Origin of the sequence: Nocardioides sp. LML1-1-1.1 (assembly GCF_040676175.1) — a bacterium.
In the GTDB taxonomy this organism is placed as follows: Bacteria; Actinomycetota; Actinomycetes; order Propionibacteriales; family Nocardioidaceae; genus Nocardioides.
On record NZ_JBEGHK010000001.1, the window covers coordinates 158,645 to 183,250 of the forward strand.

Below are 24,606 nucleotides of genomic sequence, written 5' to 3' on the forward strand. Positions count from 1 at the left end.
CGTTCGGCCAGGAGCGTGACCACCGGGGAGAGCGTTCGTTAAATCTCCGGGGGATGCTCGGCTTTCCGGCCTCGAAGGCGGAGAGTGGTTCCTGGGGGAGCCAGGTAAAGACAAATCAATCTGAATGGGAATGGGGTCCCAGACCGTGCGCAAGCTCGTCTCTCTCGCCGCCTTCGTCCTGATGGGCGTCGGCCTTGTCGCCGTGCCCTCACCGGCACATGCCGCGACGACCGAGTGGTACTTCTCGGCCAACACCGGTGCCACCTACGTCAAGGCGCTCGGCGGCGCCGTGTCCTCCGACCTGACCGCGGCCAGCGGCATCAGCGGCGGCCCGGACACCACGTCGAAGAACAGCACCCTCTCCGCCAACGTCGCCAACCTGCTCAGCGCGGGTGCCGCGGAGACGAGGACGACGGCCACGCGCAACAGCGCGCGGGACCTGACCCTCAACTCCTACGCGCGGGTGGCCGGGGTCAACCTGCTCAACGGCCTGATCAAGATCGACGCCGTCGAGACCGACATCAACACCATCGCGAAGGCCGACGGCACGCACACCGTCAACGGCGGCACGAAGTTCCTCGGCATCAAGATCGCCGGCGTCAACCTGCCGGCCACGATCCCGCTCAACTACGGCGTGAGCATCCCCGGCGTCGCGGCGATCAGCCTCAACAACGTCACCCACGCCTCCAAGGACGGCCTGACCGCCACCCTCGGCTGGGGCCTCGCGGTCCAGCTCCTCGGTGAGTACGGCGGCTACGACGTGGGCACCACGATCGTGCTGAACCCGGTCAACCACTACCTGACCGAGGTCATCCCGGCCTCCGACGGCCCGCGTCTGGGCGGCTTCGCCTACGCCACCAAGGTCCAGGCCAACGTGACCAACCAGGTCAAGGTCATCAGCGACCCGACCGCCATCGTCTACACGCCCTACGGCGGCAGCCAGGGCAAGGAGCTGACCAACAGCACCGCCTCGGTCAACCTGCCGGGCCTGCTCACGGTCGGTGCGATCAAGTCCACGAGCACCTCCTCGAAGGACAACGCGACCGGCAACGCCGAGATCCGCAACAGCAACGCCACGGCCAAGGTCAACGTCCTCAACGGGCTGATCAAGGCCGACGCGATCGAGGTGATCGCGACCGGCAAGCGGACCAACGGCGTGTGGTCGCACACCGAGCAGATGAACCTGGTCAACCTGGTCATCGCCGGCAACGCCATCCCGATCAACGTGTCCCCGAACACGGTGATCAACGTGGCCGGTCTCGGCAAGGTCGAGATCAACGTGCGCAGCGCGCTGCCGAGCTCGATGATCAACGGCATCGTCGGTCTGCGGATCACGCTCGACACCGCGAAGGCGGGCCTGCCGGCCGGCGCGGTCGTGGAGCTGGCCTTCGCCGCCACCCAGATGAGCCTCAGCTGATCTGAGCACAGCACCGAGAGGGCCGGGTCGCGATGCGACCCGGCCCTCTCTGCGTCCCCGGACGGCGATATCCTCGGTGGTCGTGGCTGAAGCAGAGTTCCGGTACTCCGACCTCCTCCCCGCGTCGCACGACGACACGCCCTACCGCCTGATCACGACGGAGGGCGTCGAGACCGTCGAGGGGCCCGGCGGCGAGACGTTCCTCAAGGTCGATCCCGCCGCCATCCAGCGGCTCACCGCGGAGGCGATGCACGACATCAGCCACTACCTGCGGCCCGCGCACCTGGCGCAGCTGCGCAAGATCATCGACGACCCCGAGGCGTCGGGCAACGACCGCTTCGTCGCGCTCGACCTGCTCAAGAACGTCAACATCTCCGCCGGCGGCGTGCTCCCGATGTGCCAGGACACCGGCACCGCCATCGTGATGGGCAAGAAGTCCGAGGGCGTGCTCACCGGCGCCGAGGACGGCGAGTGGATCAGCAAGGGCGTCTACGACGCCTACACCAAGCTGAACCTGCGCTACTCCCAGCTCGCCCCGTTGACGACGTACGAGGAGAAGAACACCGGCACCAACCTGCCGGCGCAGATCGAGATCTACTCCACCGCGCAGGGCGAGAAGGGGCCGGAGTACAAGTTCCTCTTCATGGCCAAGGGCGGTGGCTCGGCCAACAAGTCGTTCCTGTTCCAGGAGACCAAGGCCGTCCTCAACCCGAAGCGGATGCTGGAGTTCCTCGACGAGAAGATCCGCTCGCTCGGCACGGCCGCCTGTCCGCCGTACCACCTGGCGGTGGTGATCGGCGGCACCAGCGCGGAGTTCGCGCTGAAGACGGCGAAGTACGCCTCCGCGCACTACCTCGACAACCTCCCCACCGAGGGCTCCCTGAGCGCGCACGGCTTCCGTGACCTCGAGCTGGAGGAGGAGGTCGTCAAGCTGACCCAGTCGTTCGGGATCGGCGCGCAGTTCGGCGGCAAGTACTTCTGCCACGACGTCCGCGTCGTCCGGCTCCCCCGCCACGGCGCCTCCTGCCCGGTCGCGATCGCGGTCTCCTGCTCGGCCGACCGCCAGGCGCTCGGCAAGATCACCGCCGACGGGGTGTTCCTGGAGCAGCTCGAGACCGACCCGGCGCAGTACATGCCCGACGCGGGCGTGGCCGAGGACATCTCCGGCGGCGAGGTCGTCGAGGTCGACCTCAACCGGCCGATGAGCGAGATCCTGGCCCAGCTCTCGTCGTACCCGGTCAAGACGCGGCTCTCCCTCACCGGGCCGCTCGTGGTGGCCCGCGACATCGCGCACGCCAAGATCAAGGAACGCCTCGACGCCGGCGAGGAGATGCCGGACTACCTGAAGAACCACCCGGTCTACTACGCCGGTCCGGCGAAGACCCCCGAGGGCATGGCGTCGGGCTCGTTCGGGCCGACCACGGCCGGCCGGATGGACTCCTACGTCGAGCAGTTCCAGGCCGCCGGCGGCTCGATGGTGATGCTCGCCAAGGGCAACCGCTCCCGACAAGTCACCGAGGCGTGCGGCACGCACGGCGGGTTCTACCTCGGCTCGATCGGCGGTCCCGCCGCGCGCCTCGCGCAGGACTGCATCAAGAGCCAGGAGGTCATCGAGTACCCCGAGCTCGGGATGGAGGCGGTCTGGAAGATCCAGGTCGAGGACTTCCCCGCGTTCATCGTGGTCGACGACAAGGGCAACGACTTCTTCACCGACCCCGGCGGAGCGGTCACCGTGCCGATCTCGGGCATCCGGGTCCGCTCGCGGGAGTGACCCCGGGAACCCGCGCGCGACGCGGTCCGTTGACCAGGCATGCGCTGCCCCGTTGACGAGACCACGCTGGTGATGAGCGACCGGAACGGCATCGAGATCGACTACTGCCCGCAGTGCCGTGGCGTCTGGCTGGACCGCGGCGAGCTGGACAAGATCATCGACCGCTCGGTCGGCCAGGCCGCACCGGCACCGCAGCAGGCTCCCCAGCAGTACGACCGCTACGACGACCACCGTCGCCGCGACCAGGGCTACCCCCAGCAGGGCTACGGCAAGAAGCGCAAGCGGGAGAGCTGGCTCTCCGAGCTCTTCGACTGATGGACCTCGGCGACGTCCCCTGGGGCGTGGCCGTCGTGGACCGGGGCGTCGTCTCGCTGTCCGCGCACCTGCTGCCGGACGACGGCGACGTCGAGATCGGCTCGGTGTCCAAGGGCGTGACCGGGCTGCTGTACCGCGACGCCGTCGCCCGGGGCGAGGTCACCCCCGAGGACCTGTTGCAGCAGCACCTGCCGCTGGCCGGGTGCCCGGCCGGCGGCGTCACCCTGGGCTCGCTGGCCCAGCACCGCTCCGGCCTGCCCCGGCTGCCCGCCATCCCCGGGATGCTCGGCCGGTCCTGGCGGCTGTGGCGCCACCAGGCCAACCCGTACGGCGACACGCTCGCCGCACTGCTGGAGCAGACCCGTGCGACGAAGGTCGGCCGGCCCCGGCCCGCCTACTCCAACCTCGGCTTCGAGCTGCTCGGCCACGCCGTCGCGGCCGTCGCGGGCCTCGCCTACGCCGAGCTCGTGCGGACCCGGATCGCCGAGCCACTGGGCCTGGCCAGCTGGTACGTCCCCGCGAGCCCCGCCGAGCTGTCCGCGCACGCGGTCACCGGGCGCGCCCGCGGCGGCCGGCCCGTCGAGGCGTGGACCGGTGAGGGCATCGGCCCCGCCGGCGGGATCCGCTCCACGCTGCCCGACCTCGCCACCTTCGCCGCGGCGCTGCTCGACGGCAGCGTCCCCGGCGCCGACGCGCTGGACCCCACCGCCCGCTTCGCCGGTCCGGCCGTGCGGATCGGCGCCGCCTGGCTCACCACCTCGGCCCGCGGCCGGACCACGACCTGGCACAACGGCGGGACGGGTGGCTGGCGGTCCTACGTCGGGCTGGACCGGGACGCAGGGCGCGCCGTGGCCGTCGTACGGGCGTCGACCCGGTCGGTCGACCGGATCGGATACGACCTGCTCCGAAGCTCCCCGTAGCGGCTCCACCCCACCTACGATCGCGCCATGCGCCGTCTCCTCTCGGGCCTGCTGCTGGCGTGCCCGCTCGTCGTCGGGGTCGCCCCGGCCCACGCCGCCACCGCCCCGGTCATCAGCTCGCTCGACTGGACGACCACGCCCGGTCACGTGACCGGCACCGTCACCGCCGACACCGCCTGGGTCCACGTCGTCTTCGGCTCCCACGGCAGCTGGCCCGGGGACAGGGACTTCTTCCCCGTCGACCCGGCGACGCACCAGGCGAGCTTCGACCTGGAGACGTGGGGCATGCGCGAGCCCTCCGGCCCACAGAGCCAGGTCGGTGTCACGCCCTGCACGGCCGAGGTCTACAGCTCCTGCTCCCCCAACGGCGACCAGCCGGCCGTCGTCTCGGAGAAGTTCCAGCCCACGGACTCCCGCCCGGAGGTCACCTTCTCCCCCGCCGACGGCACCCTGGACGCCGGAGAGCAGCTCACGGTGACCGTCTCGGACCCGCACGGCGGCGGCCTGCTCAAGGCCTGGTGGGACGGGAGGAGCGGCAGCTCGACGGCCGCCCAGGTCCTCGACCGGGCGGGAACGACGACGGTGTCCGTCCGTGAGGGCGCCGGCACCGTGCGCGTCCAGCGGTGCACGGGCGTGGTCTCGAACGTGAGCGAGTACTACTGCGACGAGTTCGAGCCGCCGATCGCGTACGACGCCGTCGTCGACACCCACGCCCCGATCGTCCGGGACAGCTCACCGGCCGACCCGGTCGTGCGGCCCGAGGCCACCGACGCGACCAGCACCGTCGACATCACCGCGATCGGCCCCGACCCGGCGCCTGACGACGTGTTCGTCGTCCACGACCCGTCGGGCGCGCCGGTGCGCACGCTGGAGGCGTGGATCGAGCCGGAGACGGCCTGGCACACGACCTTCGACGGGCGCGGCGCCGACGGCCAGCCGCTCCCCGCCGGCACCTACGACCTGCGGCTGAGGGACGCCGCCGGTCACGTCAGCACGGTCGACATCCCGGTCCGCGTCGAGCGGCTCGTCACCAAGACGTTCACCTACTCCACGAGCGCTCGCACCACCACGTCCGCCCGGGTGGTCGGCGTGTGCTCGACCCTGGCCAGTCCCGCCTCCCGCGGGTGGAGCGGCTCGCTGGGCTATTACGCCAACACCCGCTGCGGCACCACGACGCCCTCGGCCTCCACCGTGACCACCTCCCACCTGCAGGCCGTCCCGGCCGCGGTGTCCTACCTCGACGTCCAGGTGACGGCCTACGGCGGCGCCTCGCTCGGCCACGGGTCCTCGACCGCCGTCCTGGTCTACGACGGCCCGGTGGCGCTCGCCCCCCGCGGGCTGGGCGCGCCCCTCGGCTTCTACGCCGCGCCCCGGGTGCCGGCGAAGGACGCGCTGCGCACGATCGGTGGCCGCCCGTTCGTCGCGTGGAAGGTCGGCACCAACGCCGGGCGCCGCTATGACGTGAAGGCGTTCACCGTCAGCGTGCGCTACCTGGTGTGGGGCTGATCAGGAGCGCGCTAACGTCGGTGGGGTGAGCACCGAGGACTTCCGCATCGAGCACGACTCCATGGGCGAGGTCCGGGTCCCGGCCGCCGCGCTCTGGCAGGCCCAGACCCAGCGCGCGGTCGAGAACTTCCCGATCAGCGGCACCCCGATCGAGCCGGCGCTCGTGCACGCGCTCGGCGAGGTCAAGGCCGCCGCGGCGCGGGCGAACGCCGACCTCGGCGTGCTGCCGGCCGACCTGGCGGCGGCGATCACCGAGGCGGCGCGGGCGGTGGCCGACGGCGAGCACGACCACCAGTTCCCGATCGACGTCTTCCAGACCGGCTCGGGGACCAGCTCGAACATGAACGCCAACGAGGTGATCGCGACCCTCGCCGGCCGCACCGGTGCCGCGGTCCACCCCAACGACCACGTCAACGCCAGCCAGTCGAGCAACGACACCTTCCCGACCGCCCTGCACGTGGCGGCGACCCTCGCCGTCGTACGGGACCTGCTGCCGGCGCTCGACGTGCTGGCCGGCTCGCTGGAGGCGAAGGCGACGGAGTTCGCCGACGTGGTGAAGTCCGGGCGCACGCACCTGATGGACGCCACCCCGGTGATGCTGGGCCAGGAGCTCGGTGGCTACGCCGCGACCGTGCGCTACGGCGTCGAGCGGCTGGAGTCGGTGCTGCCGCGGGTGCGCGAGCTCCCCCTGGGCGGCACGGCCGTCGGCACCGGCATCAACACCCCGCCGGGGTTCGCGCAGGCCGCCATCACGGCACTCGGCGAGGCCACCGGCCAGCCGTTCACCGAGGCGCGCAACCACTTCGAGGCGCAGGGCACCCGGGACTCGCTGGTCGAGCTGAGCGGGGTGCTGCGCACGATCGCGGTCGGGCTGACCAAGATCTGCAACGACCTGCGCTGGATGGGCTCCGGCCCGACCACCGGCCTGGCCGAGATCCACCTGCCCGACCTGCAGCCGGGGTCCTCGATCATGCCCGGCAAGGTCAACCCGGTGCTGCCGGAGGCCACCTTGATGGTCTGCATGCAGGTCATCGGCAACGACGCGACCGTGACCGCCGCGGGCGCGAGCGGCAGCTTCGAGCTGAACGTCGCGATGCCGGTCATCGCGCGCAACCTGCTGGAGTCGGTGCGCCTGCTGTCCACGGCCTCGACCACGCTGGCGCGACGCTGCATCGACGGGATCACCGCCGACGTCGAGCGGATGGCCCGCTACGCCGCGTCCTCACCGTCGGTGGTGACGCCGCTCAACCGCCACATCGGCTACGAGGCCGCCGCCAAGATCGCCAAGCAGGCGCTCGCGAACGGACGCACCATCCGCGAGACCGTCCTGGAGCTGGGCTACGTCGAGCGCGGCGACCTCACGCTGGAGGAGCTGGACGCCGCGCTCGACCTCCCGTCGATGACCCGGCCGTAGGGGCTAGGCCTTCTGCCGGCCGGTCAGGGCGGCGGCGGCGATCACGGCCACCGCGGCGACGCCGATCTGCCACAGGTGGCGCAGCCAGTCGATGCCGTTGGTGGCGTTGTCCCAGGTGGCCTCGTGGCCGTCGAAGGGCTTGTTGTTGTGGCCGAACAGGCCCCAGTAGACGAAGCTGCCGACGAGCATGCCGACGATGCCGCAGAGCACGGTCAGCCAGAGCGGGAACTTGGTGCGGTCCCCCGGTGCCACGGCCTTGCCGATCAGGCCGATGACGGCACCGCCGACGATGGTGACGATGATGGTCCAGAGCATGCGGGAGTCCTTCCGTCGTGGCGGGGCACCCGTGCCCCCCTCCCTGCATCATGCACCTCCGGGCGGCCGGGCGGGTGGCGCCGCACGCGCCCGGGCGTGGCGTCCACCGCGCCGCGCGGCAGGATGGGGCCCGTGACCGACCTCCTCCGCGCCCTCGTCGCCGGCACCGGCCGCCCGGTCAGCGTCGACGGCACGACGATGGACGCCGCCGACCTGCTCGGCGCCGCCGCCGCGCTCGCGCCGGCGCTCGCCGGGCGTGAGCGGGTCGCCGTGCACGCCACGCCCACGCTGGAGACCATCGTCGCGGTGGTCGGCGCGCTGCTGGCGGGTCGGACCGTCGTACCGGTGCCGCCGGACGCGGGCGCCGGCGAGCTGCGCCACGTGCTGACCGACAGCACCCCCGACTGCTGGGTGGGCCCCGTGCCCCCCGCCCCGCACGACCTGCCCCACGTCGCGGTCGACCTCGCCGCCCGGTCGCCGTACGACGCCCCCGAGGTGGCGCCCGGCGCCATCGCCTTCGTGCTCTACACCTCCGGCACCACCGGCCTGCCGAAGGGCGTCCTGCTGTCGTACGACGCCCTCGCGGCCGGCCTCGACGGCGTGGCCGACGCCTGGGCGTGGACCGGCAACGACGTGCTCGCCCACGGCCTGCCGCTCTTCCACGTGCACGGCCTGGTGCTCGGCGTGCTCGGCGCGCTGCGGCTCGGCAGCGGCCTGGTGCACGTGGGCAAGCCGACCCCGGAGCGGTACGCCGCTGCGGCTCGCGCCGGTGCCACCCTCTTCTTCGGTGTGCCCACCGTGTGGAGCCGGCTCGCCGACGCCCCCGAGCACGCCGACGCGCTGCGCGCGGCCCGGCTGCTGGTGTCCGGCAGCGCCGCGCTGCCGGCGCCGGTCTTCGAGCGGCTGCGCGCCCTGACCGGTCACGAGGTCGCCGAGCGCTACGGCATGAGCGAGACCCTGATCACCGTCGCGACCCGAGCCGACGGGCGGCGCGAGGCCGGCTGGGTCGGCGTGCCGCTCGCGGGGGTGGAGACCCGGCTCCGCGACGACGAGGGCGCACCGGTCCCCCACGACGGCGAGTCCGTCGGCCAGCTCGAGGTCCGCGGGCCCGCTCTCTTCTCGGGCTACCTGAACCGTCCCGAGGCCACCGCCGCCGTGCGGACCCACGACGGCTGGTTCCGCACCGGCGACGTCGCCTGCATCTCCCCCGACGGCCGCCACCGCATCGTCGGACGCGCCTCGGTGGACCTCATCAAGTCCGGTGGCTACCGGATCGGGGCCGGCGAGATCGAGTCCACCCTGCTCGGCCACCCGGCGGTCGCGGAGTGCGCCGTGGTCGGCGTACCGGACGACGACCTGGGGCAGCGCATCATCGCCTTCGTCGTGCCGCGTCCAGCCGTCGCGCCCGAGGCGGCGCTGGCCGAGGAGCTGGTCGCCCACGTCGGCGCGGAGCTGAGCGCCCACAAGCGGCCCCGCCAGGTGCGCTTCCTCGAGGACCTCCCCCGCAACGAGATGGGCAAGGTCCAGAAGAGGCGGCTGGTCTAGTGGTGCGGACCCGACGCGCGCTCGCTCCCGTGGCCGCCCTCGGCGTCCTCGTGGCCGCGCTGAGCGGCTGCGCCGCACTCCGCAACGAGTGGTCGGGCAAGCACGGCGGCCCGGATGTCGACGGCGAGGTCCGCGCTGCCGTCTCCGGCGCCCTGCCCGACGCGACGGGGGTGGCCGTCAGGTCGCAGAAGAACGGCTTCGCCCAGGAGATGACCGTCGCCATCACCTTCCCCAGCGCCACGTTCGAGGCGGAGGCGCTCCTCGCCACCGCTCGCGCCGTGTGCGGTGCGGTCGACCGCACCGACACGGTGTTCGTCGAGGTCGCCGACGCCCCCACCGGCCATCCCCTGGACCTGGCGCCGCTCGTCGCGGGGACCCCGCTGGACACGCCGTACGACCCGACCGCGGTGCGGATCGAGGTCACCGACGACTGCCCCGCGCTCTGAGCGCGCCCCGGCGGGCGGTGCCCCTACGCGAGCCGATCGCAGGCAGGGCTGAGCGAAGACACGTGCGTGCCCAGGGCGCTCCAGCCGGCTTCGCGGGAATCACGGGCGCCGCAGCGCAGGGAGCGACGCAGGAGCGACCGGAGCGCAGGCGGACGGGACTTCGCGCGGGACGGCAAGTCTTGCCGCCAGGCGGACGGCACCACCTACGCAAGCCAACCGCGGCGCGGCAGCGTGTCAAGCGAAGCGCCGACACGCTCGCGCCATCCAGCTCAGTACCAGTTGTGGCTCTCGCTGTGGCCCCACGCGCTGCAGGGCGAGCCGTAGCGGCTCTGGATGTAGCCCAGCCCCCACCGGATCTGGGTGGCGGGGTTGGTGGCCCAGTCCGCGCCGGCCGACGACATCTTCGAGCCGGGCAGGGCCTGCGGGATGCCGTAGGCGCTGGAGCTCGGGTTGTCGGCGTTGACCCGCCAGCCGGACTCGCGGGTCCACAGCGAGTCGAGACAGCTGAACTGGTCGGCGGAGAAGCCGAACTCCGAGAGCAGCGCGCGGGCGATGTCGCGCGGGTCGGAGTCGGAGAGCTTGCGCTCGTCGGTCATCGCGGAGCCGGTGGCCTGGGCGAGGCTGGCGGTCTTGGCGGGGTCCGCCTCGGGACGGCGGTCCGAGCGGGACACGACGGCGTCACGGCGCTCGGTGCTGGCCGCGGGGACGGTCTGCCCGGCGGTGCCGACGGCGTCGATGTCAGCGCTGGCGGCCGGCGCGGTCGTGCCGTTGCCGAGGACACCGGCGGTCACCGAGACACCGGTGACGGCGACGGCCACCGACGACATGACGACCACGTTGCGGGCTGCCTTGCGAGGGGCTTCGGCGAGATGGGCATGCTTCGGCGCTCCGCGGTGCTTGGGCGCGGGCTTGGCGTGCTTCGACAAAATTCTCGACTTCGGGCTCGACGTCAGGACTCAGGTCACCGCCCGATCGGGCCCGACTTCCTCGTCGTCACCGCCGGCGACCAGCGTCCACCATGCCTGAGCCCCTGGCGAGGTGCAAACCGAACCGCGACATCGGTCCGCCTTGTTTCGACATTCCGCATCCCGTCCGTCCCACGCGTCACATCCGCCCCGCGACGTACGACGCCCCGGCGGACCAGGTCCGCCGGGGCGTTCGTGCGCGGGTGGGTCAGACCACCACGTTCTCCAGCATCTCGGTGACCAGCGCCGCGATCGGCGACCGCTCGGAGCGGGTCAGCGTGACGTGCGCGAACAGCGGGTGCCCCTTGAGCTTCTCCACCACCGCGACGATGCCGTCGTGCCGCCCGACCCGGAGGTTGTCGCGCTGCGCGACGTCGTGGGTCAGCACCACCTTGGAGTTGGCGCCGATCCTGGAGAGCACCGTGAGCAGCACGTTGCGCTCCAGCGACTGCGCCTCGTCGACGATCACGAACGAGTCGTGCAGCGAGCGCCCACGGATGTGCGTCAGCGGGAGCACCTCGAGCATCCCCCGGTCGAGGATCTCGTCGACCACGTCGCGGGAGGTGAGCGCACCGAGGGTGTCGAACACGGCCTGGCCCCAGGGCGACATCTTCTCCGACTCGCTGCCGGGCAGGTAGCCCAGCTCCTGCCCGCCCACCGCGAAGAGCGGGCGGAACACGACGACCTTCTTGTGCTGCTGGCGCTCCATGACGGCCTCCAGACCGGCGCACAGGGCCAGCGCGGACTTGCCGGTGCCGGCCCGGCCGCCGAGCGAGACGATGCCGACCTCGGGGTCGAGCAGCAGCTCCAGCGCGACCCGCTGCTCCGCGCTGCGGCCGTGGATGCCGAATGCCTCCCGGTCACCACGGACCAGGTGCACCTGCTTGCCCGGGCCGACCCGGCCCAGCGCGGTGCCACGCTCGGACAGCATGACCAGGCCGGTGTGGCAGGGCAGGTCCCGGGCCTCGGCGAGGTCGAGCGTGCCGTCGTCGTACAGCTCGTCGAGGTGGTCGGCCGACACGTCCACCTCGGTCATGCCGGAGTAGCCGGTGTCGGAGTCGCTGATCGCCTCGCCGCGGTACTCCTCGGCGTCCAGGCCCACCGCGGACGCCTTGATCCGCATCGGCAGGTCCTTGGAGACCAGGGTGACCCGGTGCCCCTCGTCGGCGAGGTTGCGCGCGACAGCCAGGATCCGCGTGTCGTTGTCGCCCAGCCGGAAGCCGGAGGGCAACGAGGCCGCATCGGTGTGGTTCAGCTCGACGCGCACCGAGCCGCCGTCCTCACCCACGGGGACGGGCGTGTCGAGGCGGCCGTGGCTGACCCGCATCTCGTCGAGCATCCGCAGGGCGCTGCGCGCGAAGTACCCGAGCTCCGGGTGGTGCCGTTTGCCCTCCAGCTCCGTGATCACCACGACGGGGAGGACGACCTCGTGCTCCTCGAAGCGCCGGAGCGCCGCGGGATCGGCCAGCAGGACGCTGGTGTCGAGGACGTAGGTACGGCGCTGCGTGCTGGCCTGGGCCTTCGTGTTCGCCACGATTCACCTCACCGGACCGCGCGCCCGTCAGGGCCGCCCGGCCCTATCCCTTGAAGACGGACCGGGTTGCGCAGTCGTGATGGTTCACGTCGGGCCTCCCGATGTGGCCGGCTTCCCCACCTGCCACTGACTCGGAAGGTACGCCCGCCGCCGGGCCGGGACGGGCGCCACGCCGCACCGCGGAGGTTAATGTCAGATGACGCGCCGGTACGCCAGGTCGGTGATGACGCGGTCCTTGGCACGCCCCTTGCGCTCGAACTTGGTGACCGGCCGCTCGGCCCACCGCTCCACGACGCCGCCCTCGAGCAGCGGCTCCGCGTCGAGCACCTCGACCATCTGCTCGGCGTACTCCGCCCAGTCGGTCGCCAGCCGCCACAGTCCGCCGCCCGCGAGCCGCGAGGCGAGCAGCCGCGCGTTCTCCTCGTTGACCAGGCGGCGCTTGTGGTGCCGGGCCTTGTGCCACGGGTCGGGGAAGAAGGTCCACAGCTCCGCGACGTCCTGCTCGCCGAACAGGTGCTCCAGCGTCCACACGGCGTCGACGCTGCAGAAGCGCACGTTGCTCGCTCCGGCCTCGCCCACCCGCCACATGCTCTCGGCCACGCCGGGCACCCAGACCTCCAGCGACAAGATGTTGTACGACGGACGCGCGGCGGCCAGCGCCGCCGTCGCCTCCCCGACACCCCCGCCGATCTCGACGATCATCGGGGCCTCGCGGCCGAACCACCGCGACCAGCTGAAGTCGTCCGCCTCGACCGCCTCGTCCGGGATCACCCACTCCTCGGCGTGCTGCGCCCAGCCCCGCTCCTGGCGGGGCGAGGAGAGCCGGCTCCCGCGACGGGCGTAGGTCAGCACCTCGCGCACCGGCCGGCCGTCGTCGGTCAGCTTGTGGTGGGGGCGGGCGGGGCGTACTCCGTCGTTCACCCGCCCATTCTCCCGGCACGGGCACCGCGCTCAAAAAGCAGGAAGCCCCACCGCCCGAAGGCAGCGGGGCTTCCCCGAAGCAGGTCAGATCCGGTGGATCGGGCCTGCCGAGATCACTTGGTGATCTTCGTGACCCGGCCGGCGCCGACGGTGCGGCCACCCTCACGGATCGCGAACTTCAGGCCCTCGTCCATGGCGATCGGCTGGATCAGCTCGACCGTCATGTCCGTGTTGTCGCCCGGCATGACCATCTCCGTGCCCTCGGGGAGGGTCACGACGCCGGTCACGTCGGTGGTCCGGAAGTAGAACTGCGGACGGTAGTTGTTGAAGAACGGCGTGTGACGGCCGCCCTCCTCCTTCGAGAGGATGTAGACCGAGGCCTCGAAGTTGGTGTGCGGGGTGGTGGTGCCCGGCTTCACGACGACCATGCCGCGCTCGACGTCCTCGCGCTTGGTGCCGCGCAGGAGCAGACCGACGTTCTCGCCCGCCTGGCCCTCGTCGAGCAGCTTGCGGAACATCTCGACGCCGGTGACGGTCGACTTGATCGCGGTGTCGCGGATGCCGATGATCTCGACCTCCTCGTTCACCTTGACGATGCCGCGCTCGATGCGACCGGTGATGACGGTGCCACGACCGGTGATCGTGAAGACGTCCTCGACGGGCATGAGGAACGGCTTGTCGATCTCGCGCTCCGGCTGGGGGATGTACTCGTCGACGGCCGACATGAGCTCGGCCACCGAGTCGCCCCACTTGGCGTCGCCGTTGAGGGCCGGGAAGGCCGCCACGCGGACGACCGGGACGTCGTCACCCGGGTACTCGTACTCGGAGAGGAGCTCGCGCACCTCCATCTCGACGAGCTCGATGAGCTCCTCGTCGTCGACCATGTCGCACTTGTTGAGCGCGACGACCAGGGCGGGGACGCCGACCTGGCGCGCGAGCAGCACGTGCTCACGGGTCTGCGGCATCGGGCCGTCGGTCGCGGCCACCACCAGGATCGCGCCGTCCATCTGCGCGGCACCGGTGATCATGTTCTTGATGTAGTCCGCGTGACCGGGGCAGTCGACGTGCGCGTAGTGGCGCGCCTCGGTCTGGTACTCGATGTGCGCGATCGAGATCGTGATGCCGCGCTGGCGCTCCTCGGGAGCCTTGTCGATCTGGTCGAACGGCGAGGCCTCGTTGAGGTCCGGGTACTTGTCGTGCAGAACCTTCGAGATCGCCGCGGTCAGCGTCGTCTTGCCGTGGTCGATGTGACCGATCGTCCCGATGTTCACGTGCGGCTTGGTCCGCTCGAACTTCGCCTTAGCCACTGGGGGCTCCTCCTGGTGTGGTTGTTACTTGACTCGTACTAAAGGGGTGGTGCCGAGGGCCTGCGGGAGATTACTCGCCGCGCGCCTTCTTGATGATCTCGTCGGCGATGTTCGTGGGAACCTCGGCGTACGAGTCAAACTCCATCGAGTACGACGCCTGACCAGAGGTCTTGGACCTCAGGTCGCCAACGTACCCGAACATCTCGGACAGCGGCACGAGGGCTGCCACGACGATGTCGCCGTGACGCTCCTCCTGCGCGCGGATCTGGCCGCGACGGCTGTTGATGTCGCCGATGACCGTGCCGAGGAAGTCCTCGGGGGTGGTCACCTCGACGGCGAACATCGGCTCGAGGAGGCACGGGTTCGCCCGGCGGGCGGCCTCCTTGAACGACTGGATGCCGGCGATCTTGAACGCGAGCTCGGAGGAGTCGACGTCGTGGTAGGCGCCGTCCTCGAGGGTGAACTTCACGTCGACCATCGGGTAGCCGGCGAGCACGCCGAACTCCATGGCCTCCTGGCCGCCGTTGTCGACGGACGGGATGTACTCGCGCGGGACGCGGCCACCGGAGACGTTGTTGACGAACTCGTAGCCCGCACCGAGACCGGTCTCGGGGTCGGTGTTCGGCTCCAGCGAGATGACGACCTTCGCGAACTGACCCGAACCACCGGTCTGCTTCTTGTGCGTGTAGCTGTGGTTCGACACGGTGCCGCGGATGGTCTCGCGGTAGGCGACCTGCGGCTTGCCGACGGTGGCCTCGACCTTGAACTCGCGCTTCATCCGGTCGACGAGGATCTCCAGGTGGAGCTCGCCCATGCCGGAGATGATGGTCTGGCCGGTCTCCTCGTCGGTCTTGACGACGAAGGTCGGGTCCTCCTCGGCGAGACGCCCGATGGCGACACCGAGCTTCTCCTGGTCGGCCTTGGTCTTCGGCTCGATGGCGACCGAGATCACCGGCGCCGGGAAGGTCATCGACTCCAGCACGACCTGCTTGGACGGGTCGGAGAGCGTGTGCCCGGTGCGGGTGTCCTTGAGGCCCATCACGGCCACGATCTGGCCGGCGCCGACCGACGCGATCTCCTCACGCTTGTTGGCGTGCATCTGGTAGACCTTGCCGATCCGCTCCTTGCGGCCGTTGCTCGCGTTGAGCACGGTCGCGCCGGCCTCGAGCTTGCCCGAGTAGACGCGGACGAAGGTCAGCTTGCCCAGGTGCGGGTCAGCGGCGATCTTGAACGCGAGCGCGGACAGCGGCTCGTCGCTCGACGGCTGGCGGACGACCTCGTTCTCCTCGGTCTCCTCCGCGCCCGGCTTGTGGCCGACGATGGCGTCCACGTCGAGCGGCGAGGGGAGGTAGTCGACGATCGCGTCGAGCAGGGGCTGGACGCCCTTGTTCTTGAACGCGGTGCCGGTGAGGATCGGGTTGACCTTGTCGGCGAGCGTCGCGCGACGGATGGCGGCCTTGAGGGTCGGCACGTCGAACGTGTCGCCGTCCTCGAGGTAGACCTCCATGATGTCGTCGTCGGCCTCGGCCAGCGTCTCGACGAGCTTCTCGCGGTACTCGGCGGCCTTGTCGGCCAGGTCCGCGGGGATCTCCTCGACGACGTAGTCCTCGCCCTGGGCGGTCTCGCCGCGCCAGACCTTGGCGTTCATCTCGACCAGGTCGACGACGCCGATGAAGTCGCCCTCGGCACCGATCGGGATCTGGAGGATCAGCGGGGTGGAGTTCAGCTTCTGCACGATCGAGTCGACGACACGGTAGAAGTCCGCACCGGTCCGGTCGAGCTTGTTGACGAAGCACATCCGCGGGACGGCGTACTTGTTGGCCTGGCGCCACACCGTCTGCGACTGGGGCTCCACACCGGCGACACCGTCGAAGACCGCGACGGCACCGTCGAGGACGCGCAGCGAGCGCTCGACCTCGACCGTGAAGTCGACGTGCCCGGGGGTGTCGATGATGTTGATCTGGTGCTTCTTCCACCAGCAGGTCGTCGCGGCGGACGTGATCGTGATGCCGCGCTCCTGCTCCTGCTCCATCCAGTCCATCGTGGCGCCGCCGTCGTGGACCTCACCGATCTTGTAGGTGATGCCGGTGTAGAACAGGATGCGCTCGGTGGTGGTGGTCTTGCCGGCGTCGATGTGCGCCATGATGCCGATGTTGCGGACGACGTTCAGGTCCGTCGTGATGTCGACTGCCACGTTGGTCAGCGTTCCTTAGGTTTGGGATGGGGTGACGGGACGGGCACCGCCTGTGGCGGGCCCGCCCCGGAAGATCACCAGCGGTAGTGGGCGAATGCCTTGTTGGACTCGGCCATCTTGTGCGTGTCCTCGCGCTTCTTCACCGCGGCACCGAGGCCGTTGGCGGCGTCGAGGATCTCGTTCTGCAGGCGCTCGGCCATGGTCTTCTCGCGACGCTCCTGGGCGTAGCCGACGAGCCAGCGCAGCGACAGCGTGGTGCCGCGGTTGCCCTTGACCTCGACCGGGACCTGGTACGTCGCACCGCCGACGCGGCGGGACTTGACCTCGAGCGCGGGGCGCACGTTGTCGAGCGCGCGCTTGAGGGTGATGACCGGGTCGGTGCCGGTCTTCTCGCGGGTGCCCTCCAGAGCGGCGTACACGATCCGCTGAGCAACCTGCTTCTTGCCGTCCTGCAGCACCTTCGAGACGAGCTGGCTCACCAGCTGCGACCCGTAGACCGGGTCGACGTCGATGGGGCGCTTCGGCGCGGGGCCCTTGCGCGGCATGTCAGCTCTTCTCCTTCTTGGCGCCGTAGCGGCTGCGAGCCTGCTTACGGTTCTTCACGGCCTGGGTGTCCAGCGCGCCGCGGATGACCTTGTAACGAACACCGGGCAGGTCCTTCACACGACCGCCACGGACGAGCACGATCGAGTGCTCCTGCAGGTTGTGACCCTCACCCGGGATGTAGGCGGTGACCTCGACGCCGCTGCTCAGCCGCACACGGGCGACCTTGCGGAGGGCGGAGTTCGGCTTCTTCGGGGTGGTGGTGTAGACGCGGGTGCACACACCGCGTCGCTGGGGCGAACCCTTCAGGGCAGGCGTCTTGCTCTTGGACACCTTGTCCTGGCGGCCCTTGCGGACCAACTGGTTGATGGTGGGCACCTGGTGGTTCCCTTTCGGTTTGTCTGCACGGCTCGGCGACCTGCCGGGCTCGGGATGATGCTTGCTGCGTGCCGGATGTTGATCCCCGTGGCAACGCCCGGAACCGGGCTCTGACCTGAGGGCATGCTCGACGTGCCGGGTAGCCCCAGACACGAGAATCGAGATTACCGGCCGCTCAAAGGAGGGTCAAAATGCCGGAGCGGCCGGGATCTCAGGTCAGCCAGCGGGTGATCGGGTCGATCGCGAAGTAGATCACGAACAGGGCGGCGACGCCCCACAGCAGCGGGTGCAGCTCGCGGGCCTTGCCACGCACGACCTTGAGGAAGACGTAGGCGACGAAGCCGGCGCCGATGCCGACGCTGATGGAGTAGGTGAACGGCATCAGCACGATGGTCAGGAACGCCGGGATCGCGATCTCCAGGTCGGTCCAGTCGATGCCGGTGATCTGCTGCATCATCAAGAAGCCGACCAGGACCAGCGCCGGGACGGCGGCCTCGGACGGGATCATCGCGACGAGCGGCGCGAGGAAGATCGTGACCAGGAAGAGCAGACCGGTCACGACCGAGGCGAGCCCGGTCCGGGCGCCCTCGCCGACGCCCGAGGCCGACTCGATGTACGACGTGTTCGACGAGACGCCCGCGGCGCCGCCGGCCACGGCGGCGATCGAGTCGACGACCAGGATCCGCTCGGCGTTCGGCGGCATGCCCTCCTCGTCGAGGAGGTCGGCCTCGGCGCCGATGGCGGTCATCGTGCCCATGGTGTCGAAGAAGTCGGCCAGCAGCAGCGAGAAGATCAGCAGCAGGACGGTGACCACGCCCGCCTTGTCCCAGGAGCCGAGCAGGTTGAACTCCCCCAGCGTCCCGAAGTCGGGGGCGTGGAAGTCCTTGGGCCACGACGGCACGGTGAGCGCCCAGCCGCCCGAGCGCTCCGCGGCCCGGCCCAGGTCGCCGATCGCCTCGACGACGACCGCGACGACGGTCATGGTCACGATGGAGATCAGGATCGCGCCGCGCACCTGGCGCACCCACAGGGCCAGCATGAGCAGCAGGCCGCCGACGAAGACCAGCACCGGCCAGCCGTTGAGGTTGCCGTCGGCGCCGAGCTGGACCGGGACGGTGGTCTGGGCGGCGTCCGGGATCCGCTTGACGACGCCCGCGTCGACGAAGCCGATCAGCGCGATGAACAGGCCGATGCCGACCGAGATGGCGACCTTGAGCTGGGCGGGCACCGCCCGGAAGACCGCGGTCCGGAAGCCGGTGAGCACCAGCACCAGGATCACGATGCCCTCGATCACGATCAGGCCCATCGCGTCGGCCCAGGTCATCTGGCTGGCCACCGAGAAGGCCACGAAGGCGTTGAGCCCCAGGCCGGTCGCCAGGGCGAGCGGGTAGTTGGCCACCACGCCCATCAGGATCGTCAGCACCCCGGCCACCAGCGCCGTGCCGGCCGCGATCGCGGCCAGGTTGGGCTGGTCGCCGCCGCCGAGGAACTTGCCGTCGACGTCGACCGCGTAGCCGAGGATCAGCGGGTTCAGCACCACGATGTAGGCCATCGTGAAGAAGGTGACCAGGCCACCGCGCAGCTCCCGGCCCACGGTGGAGCCGCGCTCGGAGATGCGGAAGTAACGGTCGAGGGGGCTGCGGTGCGGGGTGAATTCGGCCGTGCTCACGAAGGAAGCATGGCAGGCTCCGGGACCGCCCGGACCGGGGCGTCCCGCCCTGCGAGCCGCCGCACGACCACGGCCAGGCCGACACCGACCAGCACCAGGGCACCGCCGAGGACGAGGGTCCAGCGCGCGCCGTACTGCTCGCCGATCCAGCCGATGAACGGCGAGCCGAGCGGGGTGCCGCCCATCACGATCGTCATGTAGATCGCCATCACCCGCCCGCGCAGGGCCGGCTCCGACTCGGTCTGCAGCAGTGCGTTGCAGGAGTTGAGCACGGTGATGACGGACAGGCCGAGGAAGGGGCACAGCGCCACGAAGAGCAGGTACGACGGCGCGAGGCCCGCCGCGATCTCTAGCGCCCCGAAGGCGACCGCCGCCCCCATGAGCAGCCGCACCCGGACCCGCACCCGGCCGGCGGCCAGCAGCGCGCCGCTGAGCGAGCCGATCGCGAGGACCGAGCCGAGGATGCCGTACTCCTCGGCGCCCTTGCCGAAGACCTCGGTCGCCATCAGCGCGGAGGTGAGCTGGAAGTTCATCCCGAAGGTGCCGACGAAGAAGACCAGCACCAGGATCATCAGCATCTTCGGCTGGCCGCGCAGGTAGCGCATGCCGGCACGCAGCATGCCGGGCTCGCGGCCGACCGGCCGCGGCGAGTGCAGGGTCTCGGGGTCCATCCGCCGCAGCTGGTAGATCACCGCGGCGTACGACAGGGCGTTGACGAGGATCACCCAGCCGGTGGCGCGCATCCCGCCCCCGAAGGCACCGATCAGCAGCCCGGCGATGCCGGGGCCGATCATCCGCGCGGTGTTGAAGGCGGCGGAGTTGAGGCTGACCGCGTTGGCCACGTCGTCGGTGCCGACCATCTCCGAGACGAAGGCCTGCCGCGCGGGGGCGTCGAAGGCGGCGCCGATGCCGAAGACGAACGCGATGACGTAGACGTGCCAGGTCTCGGCCGCGCCGAAGGCCGCGACCAGGCCGAGCAGGAGCGAGGCGAGCGCCATCAGCGCCTGGGTGAGCTGGAGCAGGCGGCGCTTGGGGAAGCGGTCGGCGATCACCCCGGCGTACGGCGAGAGCAGCAGGACCGGCAGGAACTGGAGGCCGGTGGTGATGCCGAGGGCGGCGCCGCCGTTGCCGGGGATGGTCAGGACCAGCCAGTCCTGGGCGACGCGCTGCATCCAGGTGCCGACGTTGGAGACGAGGCTGCCGGCGAAGTAGAGGCGGTAGTTGGGGTGGGCGAGGGATCGGAAGCGGGGGCTCGTGGTGGGCTCCTTCGGGTCGGGCGGGTCGGTCGTGGTCAGTCGGCGGCGGCGATGCGCTGCAGGATCGGGGCGGCCTGGCGCAGCACGTCGCGCTCGGCGGGGCTGAGCTCCTCGAGCCGGCGCGAGAGCCAGCGGTCGCGGCGGGCGGCGTCGGCGTTGACCACCGCGCGCCCCTCGTCAGTCAGCCGTACGACGACCTGCCGGCCGTCCGTCGGGTGCGGCTGCCGCTCGACGAGGCCGCCGTCGGCGAGGCAGTTGACGGTGCGGGTCATGCTCGGCGGGCGGACCTGCTCGCGGGACGCGAGGGCGCCGACGGTGAGGTCGCCGAAGCGGTTGAGCGCCCACAGCACCGCCATCGCGGAGAGGCTGAGGTCGTTGTCGGGGTGGCGCTCGCGCACCAACCGTCGGCGCAGGCGCATCACCGAGAAGCGGAGCTCGGTCGCGAGCCCCACCGTCGTGCGCACGTGCTTCTCCTGGGTCGGCATGTCGTTAGCCTAACTCATTACCTTGGGCAACTATTCCGGTCGGCCTGGCCGGGGTCCGGGCGCGCGCCGTACGATCGGGGTGTGGAGCTCCGCGACGACCAGCCGACCCAGCACGAGATCGGCAGCCGGACCTACCTCATCGCGCCCGTCGAGCCCCTCGACGTCGACGGCGTGCGCACCGTCCAGGTCGGCACCGCGCTCTTCGCGCTCGCCTTCCTCGGCCTGCTGCCGTTCTACGGCCGCCTGGAGGAGGACGACCGCACCTGGCTGCTGTGGATGTGCCTCACCGGCGTCGGCCTCGGCCTGCTCGGCATGGAGTACTGCAAGCGCCGCCGGCTGGTCCGCGCCGAGCGCGACCACGATGAGTGAGCTCCCCCCGACCCGCTGGGCCCTGGGCGGCGCGAGGAACGTCGGCTACGGCGAGCGCTTCGCGCAGCTGATCGAGCGCGGCGAGGACGTCGACGGCGAGGCCCGGCTGGCCGATGCCATGCTGCCGCGCGGTGCCGCGGTCCTCGACGCCGGTGCGGGCATGGGCCGGGTCGGGGCGTACCTGCACGACCGGGGCCACCGGGTCGTCGCGGCCGAGCCGGACCCGGCACTGGTCGCCCAGGCCCGTCGTACCTATCCGGGGCTGGTGGTGCTCCCCCACGAGATCCTCGCGCTCACCCCCGCGGCGCTCGCCGACGCCGGCGCACCGGCGGCCTACGACCTCGTCGTGTGCGTGGGCAACGTGCTGACCTTCCTCGCCGAGGACACCGAGGTCGCCGTGCTCACCCGGCTCGGCGAGCTGCTCGCCCCCGGCGGGCGGGTCCTCGCCGGCTTCCACCTGCGGGGTGGTCCGGCGTCGGCGCGCTCCTACGCGCCCGAGGACTTCGTCGCCGACGTCGAGGCCGCGGGCCTGGTGGTCGAGCAGCGCTTCGGCGGCTACGACCTGCGTCCGGTGGACGAGGACTACGCGGTGTGGATCCTCAGAGGGTCTCGAGCTCGTCCGAGCTGACCGTGTCCAGGACGGGCGGGGCCGGCGGCAGCGGCTGCTGGCGCTTGCTCAGCCGGACCTCGGAGTGGCCGCCGCAGCCGTGCTGGTAGGCCACCACCCGGCCGTCGTCGTTGGCGTCGCCGTTGGCGCACACCCCGAACATCTCCGAGAGCGGGCCGTTGAGCCGGACCAGGAAGCCGCAGGAGTGGCAGTGGTGCGGCGCGGACTTGGCGATCGGCGCGTCGGGGCCGGCCTCGCCGTCGTACCAGCGCTCGGCGGCGGCGTCGCGACCCTCCGGGGAGAGCACGCGGACCCGGCCCAGGCCGAGGTCCTTGGCGACCTCGCGGACCTGCGCCTTGTCGTCGGTGTCGAGCGGGTCGTCGCCGAAGGAGTACGTCGGCACGAGCCGCGGGTCCTCGTCGTCGACCGGCAGCAGGTCGCCGGGCGACATGTCACCGGGCTGGAGCCGGTCGCGGTAGGGCACCCACGCCGGGGCCACGATCGCGTCCGGGCCGGGCAGCAGCACGACCTCGACCACGGTGACCTTGCGCTGGCGCGAGGCGCGGGTGAGCGTGACGGCCCACTGCCAGCCGACGTAGCCCTTGCGCTGGCAGGCGAACAGGTGGGTGACGACGCGCAGCCCGTCGACCTGGTGGCCGAGGTGCTCGCCGACGTCGGCGGCGTCGACCTCGTCGAGCAGCGCCGCGCGGGCATCGTCGACCGCGTCGGCGGTGGCGGCGTCGGTCAGCTTGCGCTCGAGGGTGGACACGGGGCACAGCATTCCTCATCAGGGCCCCGCTCGTCACGCCGGGGCGCGGCGGTCAGGCAAGATAGGAGAGGTGAGCACCGACGGACCCGACCCGCGCCTCCCGGGCGCCGACGCGCCCGACGACGCCCTGAACGAGACCGGCTCGATCCGCGCCGCCAAGGCGACCGCGCGGGGGGTCAAGGGCTTCGCCCGGGTGACCGGGCGCGCCAGCGCCGCCACGGTCCGCAGCGCGCGCAAGGCCGCCGGTGCCCAGGGAGCCGAGCGCTCGGGCCTCAACCGGCTGATCGAGCTGCACGCCGCGAACGCCGCAGGCGACTCGGCGTTCGCGATCGCGCTCGCCGGCACCGTCTTCTTCGCCGGCGCCACCAGCGGCCAGCGCGGCCCGGTGCTGCTCTTCCTCGGGCTGACGATGGTCCCGTTCGCGATCGTGGCCCCGCTGATCGGCCCCTTCCTCGACCGGTTCAGCCACGGCCGGCGCTGGGCGATCGGCGCGACCTTCGCGCTGCGCGCGTTCCTGTGCTGGGTGCTGGCGGGCACGTTGAGCGACGGATCGCCGTGGTTCTACGTCGCCGCGCTCGGCGTCCTCGTCTCCTCCAAGGCCTACGGCGTCGCCAAGGCCGCCGCCGTCCCCCGCCTGGTCCCGCAGGAGATCACCCTCGTCAAGGCCAACGGCCGGGTCGCGCTGGCCGGCGTGGTGGGGGCGTGCGTGTCCGGCCCGCTCGCGGGCGCGGCGTACTGGATCGGGCCGGAGTGGGCGTGCCGCTACGCCTTCCTGGTCTTCACGATCGGCACCGTCGCCGCGATCCTGCTGCCCGGCCAGGTCGACGCCTCGGGCGGCGAGGAGTCGATCGACGGTCCCCGCGACGGCGTACGACGCAACGGGCTGCCGCCGCGCGTCTCCTTCGCGCTGCGCGCCAACTGCGGCCCGCGGCTGCTCTCGGGCTTCCTGACCATGTTCATGACCTTCGTGCTGATGACCGAGCCGTTGGAGGGCTGGGACACCAAGACCAAGGCGACGCTGAGCGTCGGGCTCGTGGTCGGCGCGGCCGGGCTCGGCAACACCGTCGGCATCGTGGTCGCCTCGCTGGCCCGCAAGATCAACCCGGCCGTGATGGTGGTGGTCGCGCTGCTCGCCGACATCGCCGCGCTGGTCTTCGCGACCCTCTTCTACGGGCTGGTGCCGCTGATCGTGCTGGGCCTGACCGTCGGCCTGATGCAGTACCTCGCCAAGGTCTCCCTCGACTCCACGATCCAGTCCTACGTGCCGGTGCGGGCGCACGCCAGCGCCTTCGCCAAGGGCGACACCACGCTGCAGCTCGCCTGGGTGGTCGGCGGCTTCCTCGGCGTGATCCTGTCCTACCCCGCGGTCAACGGGATCGGGCTCGGCTTCGCCGCGGTGCTGCTGAGCGTGTGGGCGGTCTTCGTGCTGCGCACGCGGCCGGCCAAGCGCGCCAAGGAGCGCGCCGAGCGCACCGTCACCGTCGGCTGAGACCCGGGACGGCTCAGGACTCCAGCTCGTCGGCCAGGGCGCGCAGCAGCTTGGCGACCGGCTGCGACGTACGACGCTCGGGGTGGCGGCCGTGCCGGTAGGACTCGCCGACGCCGTCGAGCAGGCGGATCAGGTCCTCGACGATCGGGACCATCTCCTCGGGCTTCTTGCGGCGCGCGTCCTTCTGGTTGCGCGAGACCGAGGCGGGCGCGTCGAGCACCTGCACCTGCAGGGCCTGGTCGCCGCGGCGCCCCTGGGCGATCCCGAACTCGACCCGGGTGCCGGCCTTCAACGTGGTCACGCCCTCGGGCAGCGCGTCGGAGCGGACGTAGACGTCCGGCCCGTCGGTCTGGGAGAGGAAGCCGAAGCCCTTCTCCGCGTCGTACCACTTCACCTTGCCAGTCGGCACGGTCTCGACCTTCCTCGTCGCCTGCGCACGCCGGTCGGACGCGCGAACGGCACATCGTAGGA

Annotated in this window: 24 protein-coding genes; 11 read left to right on the forward strand and 13 right to left on the reverse strand. The window is 71.3% G+C overall.

Annotation, left to right across the window (positions count from 1 at the left end; genetic code table 11):
* The first annotated feature begins 130 nt into the window (after nt 1-130).
* The 6 genes from MRBLML1_RS00735 to MRBLML1_RS00760 all read left to right on the forward strand — a co-directional run bounded on the left by MRBLML1_RS00735 (nt 131) and on the right by MRBLML1_RS00760 (nt 7,343).
* Nucleotides 131-1,417 carry a choice-of-anchor P family protein gene (locus tag MRBLML1_RS00735; protein WP_364509974.1) on the forward strand — a complete coding sequence of 429 codons (1,287 nt, stop codon included), beginning with the start codon at nt 131-133 and terminating at the stop codon, nt 1,415-1,417.
* An 82-nt stretch (nt 1,418-1,499) separates the two neighbouring features.
* Complete coding sequence (locus tag MRBLML1_RS00740) at nt 1,500-3,188, forward strand: fumarate hydratase (RefSeq protein WP_364509976.1); 1,689 nt, start codon at nt 1,500-1,502, stop codon at nt 3,186-3,188.
* A 39-nt stretch (nt 3,189-3,227) separates the two neighbouring features.
* On the forward strand, nt 3,228-3,503 hold the full coding sequence (locus MRBLML1_RS00745) for a zf-TFIIB domain-containing protein (RefSeq protein ID WP_364509978.1): 276 nt from the start codon (nt 3,228-3,230) through the stop codon (nt 3,501-3,503).
* The gene (locus tag MRBLML1_RS00750; RefSeq protein ID WP_364509980.1) at nt 3,503-4,423 is read left to right on the forward strand and encodes a serine hydrolase domain-containing protein; all 921 of its coding nucleotides are present in this window, start codon (nt 3,503-3,505) and stop codon (nt 4,421-4,423) included. Before MRBLML1_RS00745 ends, MRBLML1_RS00750 begins: the two co-directional genes overlap by 1 nt.
* A 27-nt stretch (nt 4,424-4,450) precedes the next feature.
* Nucleotides 4,451-5,929: a hypothetical protein gene (locus MRBLML1_RS00755; protein WP_364509982.1), complete on the forward strand. Its 1,479-nt coding sequence runs from the start codon at nt 4,451-4,453 to the stop codon at nt 5,927-5,929.
* A gap of 25 nt (nt 5,930-5,954) precedes the next feature.
* Nucleotides 5,955-7,343 carry a class II fumarate hydratase gene (locus tag MRBLML1_RS00760; protein WP_364509984.1) on the forward strand — a complete coding sequence of 463 codons (1,389 nt, stop codon included), beginning with the start codon at nt 5,955-5,957 and terminating at the stop codon, nt 7,341-7,343.
* A gap of 3 nt (nt 7,344-7,346) precedes the next feature.
* Here MRBLML1_RS00760 and MRBLML1_RS00765 read toward each other — a convergent pair whose 3' ends face one another.
* Nucleotides 7,347-7,658, reverse strand: coding sequence for a hypothetical protein (locus tag MRBLML1_RS00765; protein WP_364509986.1), 312 nt, complete (start codon nt 7,656-7,658; stop codon nt 7,347-7,349).
* A 132-nt stretch (nt 7,659-7,790) separates the two neighbouring features.
* Between MRBLML1_RS00765 and MRBLML1_RS00770 the strand changes: the two genes are divergently transcribed.
* Together MRBLML1_RS00770 and MRBLML1_RS00775 are read left to right on the forward strand one after the other, a co-directional pair.
* Entirely contained in the window at nt 7,791-9,203 is a 1,413-nt protein-coding gene (locus MRBLML1_RS00770) for an acyl-CoA synthetase (protein ID WP_364509988.1), read from the forward strand.
* A gap of 2 nt (nt 9,204-9,205) precedes the next feature.
* Nucleotides 9,206-9,649, forward strand: coding sequence for a hypothetical protein (locus tag MRBLML1_RS00775; RefSeq protein ID WP_364509990.1), 444 nt, complete (start codon nt 9,206-9,208; stop codon nt 9,647-9,649).
* Between the two features lie 269 nt (nt 9,650-9,918).
* Here the strand turns inward: MRBLML1_RS00775 and MRBLML1_RS00780 are convergent, their stop codons facing one another.
* The 10 genes from MRBLML1_RS00780 to MRBLML1_RS00825 form a co-directional block, all read right to left on the reverse strand.
* Nucleotides 9,919-10,476 (reverse strand): lytic transglycosylase domain-containing protein, encoded by a 558-nt coding sequence (locus MRBLML1_RS00780; protein ID WP_364509991.1) that lies wholly within the window; start codon nt 10,474-10,476, stop codon nt 9,919-9,921.
* Nucleotides 10,477-10,822: 346 nt separating this feature from the next.
* Nucleotides 10,823-12,148, reverse strand: a complete 1,326-nt coding sequence (locus MRBLML1_RS00785; protein WP_364509993.1) for a PhoH family protein — start codon at nt 12,146-12,148, stop codon at nt 10,823-10,825.
* Nucleotides 12,149-12,340: 192 nt separating this feature from the next.
* Nucleotides 12,341-13,069 carry a tRNA (guanosine(46)-N7)-methyltransferase TrmB gene (gene trmB, locus MRBLML1_RS00790; protein WP_364509995.1) on the reverse strand — a complete coding sequence of 243 codons (729 nt, stop codon included), beginning with the start codon at nt 13,067-13,069 and terminating at the stop codon, nt 12,341-12,343.
* 113 nt (nt 13,070-13,182) lie between these two features.
* Nucleotides 13,183-14,376: an elongation factor Tu gene (gene tuf, locus MRBLML1_RS00795; protein ID WP_364509997.1), complete on the reverse strand. Its 1,194-nt coding sequence runs from the start codon at nt 14,374-14,376 to the stop codon at nt 13,183-13,185.
* Between the two features lie 70 nt (nt 14,377-14,446).
* Nucleotides 14,447-16,570 carry an elongation factor G gene (gene fusA, locus MRBLML1_RS00800; protein WP_364509999.1) on the reverse strand — a complete coding sequence of 708 codons (2,124 nt, stop codon included), beginning with the start codon at nt 16,568-16,570 and terminating at the stop codon, nt 14,447-14,449.
* A 74-nt stretch (nt 16,571-16,644) separates the two neighbouring features.
* Nucleotides 16,645-17,115 carry a 30S ribosomal protein S7 gene (rpsG, locus tag MRBLML1_RS00805; RefSeq protein ID WP_028654596.1) on the reverse strand — a complete coding sequence of 157 codons (471 nt, stop codon included), beginning with the start codon at nt 17,113-17,115 and terminating at the stop codon, nt 16,645-16,647.
* A 1-nt stretch (nt 17,116) separates the two neighbouring features.
* The gene (rpsL, locus tag MRBLML1_RS00810) at nt 17,117-17,491 is read right to left on the reverse strand and encodes a 30S ribosomal protein S12 (RefSeq protein ID WP_056708632.1); all 375 of its coding nucleotides are present in this window, start codon (nt 17,489-17,491) and stop codon (nt 17,117-17,119) included.
* A gap of 211 nt (nt 17,492-17,702) precedes the next feature.
* Nucleotides 17,703-19,160 carry an NCS2 family permease gene (locus tag MRBLML1_RS00815; RefSeq protein ID WP_364510004.1) on the reverse strand — a complete coding sequence of 486 codons (1,458 nt, stop codon included), beginning with the start codon at nt 19,158-19,160 and terminating at the stop codon, nt 17,703-17,705.
* The gene (locus tag MRBLML1_RS00820) at nt 19,157-20,548 is read right to left on the reverse strand and encodes an MFS transporter (protein WP_364513080.1); all 1,392 of its coding nucleotides are present in this window, start codon (nt 20,546-20,548) and stop codon (nt 19,157-19,159) included. Before MRBLML1_RS00820 ends, MRBLML1_RS00815 begins: the two co-directional genes overlap by 4 nt.
* Nucleotides 20,452-20,901, reverse strand: coding sequence for a MarR family transcriptional regulator (locus tag MRBLML1_RS00825; RefSeq protein WP_364510006.1), 450 nt, complete (start codon nt 20,899-20,901; stop codon nt 20,452-20,454). The genes MRBLML1_RS00820 and MRBLML1_RS00825 overlap by 97 nt, the downstream gene beginning before the upstream one ends.
* Before the next feature lie 81 nt (nt 20,902-20,982).
* Between MRBLML1_RS00825 and MRBLML1_RS00830 the strand changes: the two genes are divergently transcribed.
* Nucleotides 20,983-21,270 (forward strand): DUF2530 domain-containing protein, encoded by a 288-nt coding sequence (locus MRBLML1_RS00830; protein ID WP_364510009.1) that lies wholly within the window; start codon nt 20,983-20,985, stop codon nt 21,268-21,270.
* Complete coding sequence (locus tag MRBLML1_RS00835; protein WP_364510012.1) at nt 21,263-21,898, forward strand: class I SAM-dependent methyltransferase; 636 nt, start codon at nt 21,263-21,265, stop codon at nt 21,896-21,898. Before MRBLML1_RS00830 ends, MRBLML1_RS00835 begins: the two co-directional genes overlap by 8 nt.
* Here the strand turns inward: MRBLML1_RS00835 and MRBLML1_RS00840 are convergent.
* Nucleotides 21,870-22,646, reverse strand: coding sequence for a DUF3027 domain-containing protein (locus MRBLML1_RS00840; RefSeq protein WP_364510014.1), 777 nt, complete (start codon nt 22,644-22,646; stop codon nt 21,870-21,872). The two genes, MRBLML1_RS00835 and MRBLML1_RS00840, sit on opposite strands and share 29 nt — an antisense overlap.
* Before the next feature lie 70 nt (nt 22,647-22,716).
* Here MRBLML1_RS00840 and MRBLML1_RS00845 point away from each other — a divergent pair, with 70 nt between their 5' ends.
* Nucleotides 22,717-24,135, forward strand: a complete 1,419-nt coding sequence (locus tag MRBLML1_RS00845) for an MFS transporter (RefSeq protein WP_364510017.1) — start codon at nt 22,717-22,719, stop codon at nt 24,133-24,135.
* Nucleotides 24,136-24,148: 13 nt separating this feature from the next.
* Here the strand turns inward: MRBLML1_RS00845 and MRBLML1_RS00850 are convergent, their stop codons facing one another.
* Complete coding sequence (locus MRBLML1_RS00850) at nt 24,149-24,544, reverse strand: cold-shock protein (RefSeq protein ID WP_364510020.1); 396 nt, start codon at nt 24,542-24,544, stop codon at nt 24,149-24,151.
* Between the last annotated feature and the right edge of the window lie 62 nt (nt 24,545-24,606).

Excerpts from the sequence above, each read along its gene's own strand:
- MRBLML1_RS00735 (WP_364509974.1), top strand. The coding sequence starts at position 131 with ATGGGGTCCCAGACCGTGCGCAAGCTCGTCTCTCTCGCCGCCTTCGTC.
- MRBLML1_RS00750 (WP_364509980.1), top strand. The coding sequence starts at position 3,503 with ATGGACCTCGGCGACGTCCCCTGGGGCGTGGCCGTCGTGGACCGGGGC.
- MRBLML1_RS00765 (WP_364509986.1), bottom strand. The coding sequence starts at position 7,658 with ATGCTCTGGACCATCATCGTCACCATCGTCGGCGGTGCCGTCATCGGC.
- MRBLML1_RS00825 (WP_364510006.1), bottom strand. The coding sequence starts at position 20,901 with ATGCCGACCCAGGAGAAGCACGTGCGCACGACGGTGGGGCTCGCGACC.
- rpsG (WP_028654596.1), bottom strand. The coding sequence starts at position 17,115 with ATGCCGCGCAAGGGCCCCGCGCCGAAGCGCCCCATCGACGTCGACCCG.
- MRBLML1_RS00745 (WP_364509978.1), top strand. The coding sequence starts at position 3,228 with ATGCGCTGCCCCGTTGACGAGACCACGCTGGTGATGAGCGACCGGAAC.
- MRBLML1_RS00835 (WP_364510012.1), top strand. The coding sequence starts at position 21,263 with ATGAGTGAGCTCCCCCCGACCCGCTGGGCCCTGGGCGGCGCGAGGAAC.
- MRBLML1_RS00780 (WP_364509991.1), bottom strand. The coding sequence starts at position 10,476 with ATGTCGTCGGTGGCCGTCGCCGTCACCGGTGTCTCGGTGACCGCCGGT.
- MRBLML1_RS00755 (WP_364509982.1), top strand. The coding sequence starts at position 4,451 with ATGCGCCGTCTCCTCTCGGGCCTGCTGCTGGCGTGCCCGCTCGTCGTC.